This window comes from Kitasatospora sp. NPDC057518 (assembly GCF_042802075.1).
GTDB lineage: Bacteria > Actinomycetota > Actinomycetes > Streptomycetales > Streptomycetaceae > Kitasatospora.
In genome coordinates this window covers 1-5,074 of sequence record NZ_JBHVEU010000562.1, presented here as the reverse complement: position 1 = coordinate 5,074, position 5,074 = coordinate 1, and the positions used below count along the sequence as shown (strand labels likewise).

The window sequence follows — 5,074 nt, the reverse complement described above, 5'->3', positions numbered from 1 at the left end:
GGAGAGGACCTCCCGGGGGCGCCTTCGTGCGCGGGGACCGTCAGACGGCCGCCGCCTCCAGCGAGGACTCGGCCGGAGCCTCGCCCTTGCCGGTGCCGCGCAGCGGCACCTCGCGGAGGAACACCGCCGCGGCGATCGCGATCACGGCCACCCCGGCGCCCCACAGGAAGACGGTGTGCATGCCGTTGGACACCGCGTGGTGGTAGGCGTCCTGGACGGGAGCGGGCAGTGCGCGCATCGCGGCCGGGCTCATCTGGCCCGGGTCCTTCGCGCCGCCCGCCGAGGCCTGCTCGCCGAGCCGCTCCTTCATGGTGTCGGCCACCCGGTTGTTGAACAGCGCGCCGAACAGCGCGACACCGAAGGAGCCGCCGATGGTGCGGAACAGGGTGGCGGTGGAGCTGGCCACGCCCATGTCCTTGAGCTCGACGCTGTTCTGCGCGACCAGCATGGTGATCTGCATCAGGAAGCCCATGCCGGCGCCGAGCACGACCATCCAGCAGGCAGAGGTGAAGCTGCTGGTCCCGACGCCCATGGTGGAGAGCAGGATCATGCCGACGGTCATCACGATGGTGCCGATGATCGGGTAGATCCGGTACTTCCCGGTCTTGGTGACGGCCTGGCCGACCACCAGCGAGATCACCAGCATGCCGAACATCATCGGCATCAGCAGCAGGCCGGAGTTGGTCGCCGAGGCGCCCTGGACGATCTGCTGGTAGAGCGGCAGGAAGACGGTCGAGCCGAACATCACGAAGCCGACGATGAAGCCGATGATCGAGACCAGGGTGAAGTTCAGGTTGCGGAACAGGCTCAGCGGGAGCATCGGCTCCTCGACCCGCTGCTCCACGTAGCAGAAGGCGATCAGCGAGGCGGCGGAGAGCGCGGCCAGGCCGAGGATCTCCTTGGAGCCCCAGGCGTACTGCTGGCCGCCCCAGGTGGTGATCAGCACCAGCGAGGTGATGCCGACGGTGAGCAGGATGGCGCCCAGGTAGTCGATCTTGGCGGTGCTGCGGACCTTCGGCAGCTTCAGGGTGACGATGACAACGGCGAGTGCGACGACGCCGAGCGGCAGGTTGATGTAGAAGGTCCAGTGCCAGCTCAGGTGGTCGGTGATGAAGCCGCCGACCAGCGGGCCGCCGATGGTGGCGAGGGCCATCACCGCGGCGAACATGCCCTGGTACTTGCCGCGGTCGCGCGGCGGGACGAGCGCGCCCATGATCGACATGACGCCGACCATCAGTCCGCCGGCGCCCAGGCCCTGCACGGCGCGGAAGCCGATCAGCTCGTTCATGTTCTGCGACAGGCCGGACAGCGCCGAGCCCACCAGGAAGATCACGATCGAGGTGAGGAAGGTGCCCTTGCGACCGTACATGTCGCCGAGCTTGCCCCAGATCGGGGTGGAGGCGGCGGTGGCCAGGGTGTACGCGGTGACCACCCAGGACAGGTGCTCGGCACCGCCGAGGTCGCCGACGATGGTCGGCATCGCGGTGCCGACGATCAGGTTGTCGAGCATGGCCAGCAGCATGGTGACGACCAGGCCGACCATCACGAGGCGGATCTCGCGGGGCGACCGCGGCTGCTCCTCCTCGGTCGTCTTGTCCTCCGGCACCGGGCCGGCGGTCTTGGACTGTGACATGAGGTGGGGTCTCCCGGAGGGTGGTTCGGACGGAGCGTCGTGCCGTGCGGCGGCTCACTTACTTGTCGCCCGGCTAGTTTATCGACCGTCGGCACGGTAGGTTGTTTCCTAGCCGGTCGTCAAGCCAGTTTCCCGACCGGCCTTCTGGGCAGGGAGAATGGGCCCGGGGCGAACACCGCTCCGGGGTCCGCAGTAGTCACCGACGCAGTCATGAGGCAGGCCATGGGCACTCCGCACAGCCCCCGCAGCGACACCCGGGCTCGCATCATCGAGGTGTCACTGGAGCTCTTCGCCGAGCAGGGCTACGAGCAGACCTCACTGCGCGAGATCGCCGACCGCCTGGGCGTCACCAAGGCCGCGCTCTACTACCACTTCAAGACCAAGGACGACATCGTCCTGGGCATCGTCGAGCGGATGGCCGCGCCGATCGACGAGTCCATCGCGTGGGGCCGCAAGCAGGCCTGGAGCCCGGAGATGCGCGACGAGCTGATCCGCCGCTTCGCGGACGGGATGGCCGAGCGGGCCCCGCTGCTGCGCTTCTTCCACGAGAACCAGCCCGCGCTGCGCGAGTCCCCGGCCGGGCTGGCCTTCCGGGACCGCATGATCACCATGATGCAGCTGGTGCACGGGCCGGGGGCGGACTTCCACGACCGGCTGCGGGCCGCGATGGCGCTGTTCACCGTCCACTCGTCGCTGTTCCTGCTCAAGCAGGACAAGGCGGACTGCGGCCACACCCCGAACGTGTGGGGCGAGCAGCCGCCCCCCGCCGGCCTGGACGAGGCGATCGGGGCGGCCCGGGACATCGCGCTGGAGATCGGCGCCGGGATCAGCCACCCCGCCCGCACCACCGGCTGAGGGCGCCGGTCCCGCAGGGCCCGGCGCCCGGGGCGGCTCAGAAGTCCGTGACGCCGTGCCCCGCCAGGTACGCGATCGGGTTGACCACCGCGCCGTAGCGGTTGCTGGTGCGGATCTCGAAGTGCAGGTGCGGGCCGGTCGAGTTGCCGGTGCTCCCGGACAGCCCGATCCGCTCGCCCGCGGACACCCGCTGGCCCGCCGAGACGGTGACCGAGGACATGTGGGCGTACTGCGCGAAGTGCCCGTCCGCCAGCCGCAGCACGACCTCCTTGCCGTACGCGCCGTCCCAGCCGGCCGACACCACGCTCGCGTCGCCGACCGCCAGCAGCGGCGTGCCCGGGGAGACCGCGAAGTCCACCCCGGTGTGGTACCCGGCGGCGTAGCTGCGGTTGGCCTTCCCGTACGGGTTGCTGGTCGGCGCGTTCGGCACCGGCGCCGACCACCCGGGAGTCGGCGCGGGCCCGGGCTCCGGCGCGGGTCCGGCCTCCGGGGCCGGCTCGTCGGCGGGCTCCGGCTCCGGCTCCGGTGCCGGCGGTTCGAACGGCAGCAGGTTGGGCGCCACCGTCACGAAATCCTGTGCCGAGTCGCCGTCGTCGGGCAGCTTGTACGGGCTGGGGCCGGCCACCTGGACCAGCCCCGCGCTCGGCACCTCCGCCCGCGGCACGGTGAAGGCCGAGCTGCCCGGCGTGGTGGGCCGTACGGTCTGCGCCGAGGCGGTGCCCGGGGTGGCCACCAGCAGCACGCCGGCGAGCAGCGTGGCGACCGCTCCGGCCGAGGCCAGCGCGTGGTCGTGCTCGGCCCGCTGACGGCTGCCGGGCAGGGTGGTGTGCCGGGGCGCCCCGAGGGCGCGCAGCGGCGCGGCCTGGGTGCGGACGGCGTGGCCGATCCGGGGCTGCCAGACGGCGGCCCGGGCCGCCGCCTGGGCGGCGAGCCGGCGCAGGGCCGGCCCCACGGGTGGGACGGTGGACATCTGCCGTACCTCACGGATCGTACGAGGGCAGCACGAAGCGCCCGTTCGGGCGCGTGCTGAGCGGGGGACCACTCAGGTGTAACGGTCACCGGGCGGAGTCCCAAACGCGGTGATGTACTACGGCGTGTAGTCATCGTGGCGCCGGAGATTCAAACCGACGGAGCAATGATCATGAGATCGGATCGCGCATGACCGCTCCGGGCCGTCCGCCGCTTCCCCGGCCCCGCTACTACCGCCGGTCGTACCGTGCCGGAGGCCTGTGACCAGCACCACGCGCGGCCGGGGTTTCGCGGGCTCGAACCGCTTTCCGTCCGCACCGCTGACCGGTCCGGCCCGCTGCGGGACCATCGAGCCATGTATGGCAACAGGAGCGAAGACACCGACGCCGGTGACCGCCCGAGCCTGCCGGACCGCCGCTTCGCCGCCCTGCGCGGCTGCGAGCGGCTGCTGTCCGGGGCACGGCCGCAGAGCATCCGCGAACGCCTCGCCGACCTGGCCGGCCCGCCGCCGGGCGCCGCCCCCGACCCGGACGGAGCACCCGACCCGGACGCCGCCCCCGAGCCGCACGGCGCCCCCGACCTGGACGGCCGCCCGGACCAGTACGGCGACGGCGTGGTCCGCACCCTGGAGCACCGGGTCGCCGAGCTGCTCGGCACCGAGGACGCGGCCTTCTTCCCGACCGGCACGATGGCCCAGCAGATCGCCCTGCGGATCCACGCCGAGGCCGCCGGGTGCCGCACCGTGGTCACCCACCCGCTGGCCCACACCGACCGGCACGAGCGGCACGCGCTCGGCGTGCTGTCCGGGCTGCGCAGCCTCTGGCCGACCGCCGAGCCGCGCCAGCCCACCGCCGAGGAGCTGCGGGCCCTGGACGAGCCCTACGCTGCGCTGAGCCTGGAGCTGCCGCTGCGCGACGCCGGGTTCGTGCTGCCCGGCTGGCCGGAGCTGGTGGAGCTGGCCGCGGTGGTGCGGGAGGAGCACGGCGCGGCGCTGCACCTGGACGGCGCCCGGATCTGGGAGTCCGCGGTCGCCCTCGGCCGGCCGCTGCCGGAGCTCGCCGGCCTGGCCGACTCGGTCTACGTCTCCTTCTACAAGACGCTCGGCGGGATCAGCGGCGCCGCGCTGGCCGGCCCGGGCGGCTTCGTCCGCACCGCCCGGGCCTGGCGGCACCGCTACGGCGGCCAGCTCTACCAGCAGTGGCCGTTCGCGCTCGCCGCGCTGGCCGGGCTGGAGCGCGAACTGCCGCGGCTGGCCGGGTACGTGGCGCACGCCCGGACGGTCGCCGGGGCGCTGGCCCGGGCGTTCGCCGCCGTCCCCGGCGCCCGGGTGCATCCGGCCCCGCCGCACACCCACCAGTTCCAGCTCTGGCTGCCGTACCCGGTCGGGGAGTTGGAGGAGGCCGGGCTGGGGCTGGCCGAGGACACCGGGATCGGGCTGTTCGGCGCCTGGCGCGCGGGCGGGCCGCCGGGGCTGTCGGTGACCGAGGTCACGGTCGCCGCGTCCGCCCTCGACTGGACCGCCGCCGACGTCGCGGTGGCTTCCGCCGCCTTCCTGGACCGGCTGCCGGCCGTCCGGGCCTGACAAAGCGTCCGGCCCGCCCCCGCGCGCTGCGGGGA

The 5,074-nt window shown here is 73.1% G+C and carries 4 protein-coding genes; 2 read left to right on the top strand and 2 right to left on the bottom strand.

The window, feature by feature from the left end; genetic code table 11:
• Positions 1-40: 40 nt before the first annotated feature.
• Positions 41-1,633 (bottom strand): MDR family MFS transporter, encoded by a 1,593-nt coding sequence (locus ACFU7Z_RS36025; RefSeq protein WP_380782232.1) that lies wholly within the window; start codon positions 1,631-1,633, stop codon positions 41-43.
• A 222-nt stretch (positions 1,634-1,855) separates the two neighbouring features.
• On the opposite strand from ACFU7Z_RS36025, the gene ACFU7Z_RS36020 reads away from it, so the two are divergent.
• The gene (locus ACFU7Z_RS36020) at positions 1,856-2,488 is read left to right on the top strand and encodes a TetR/AcrR family transcriptional regulator (RefSeq protein ID WP_053112112.1); all 633 of its coding nucleotides are present in this window, start codon (positions 1,856-1,858) and stop codon (positions 2,486-2,488) included.
• Positions 2,489-2,525: 37 nt separating this feature from the next.
• Here the strand turns inward: ACFU7Z_RS36020 and ACFU7Z_RS36015 are convergent, their stop codons facing one another.
• Positions 2,526-3,458, bottom strand: a complete 933-nt coding sequence (locus ACFU7Z_RS36015) for a M23 family metallopeptidase (protein ID WP_380782230.1) — start codon at positions 3,456-3,458, stop codon at positions 2,526-2,528.
• A gap of 354 nt (positions 3,459-3,812) precedes the next feature.
• On the opposite strand from ACFU7Z_RS36015, the gene ACFU7Z_RS36010 reads away from it, so the two are divergent.
• On the top strand, positions 3,813-5,039 hold the full coding sequence (locus ACFU7Z_RS36010; RefSeq protein ID WP_380782228.1) for a threonine aldolase family protein: 1,227 nt from the start codon (positions 3,813-3,815) through the stop codon (positions 5,037-5,039).
• Positions 5,040-5,074: the final 35 nt, after the last annotated feature.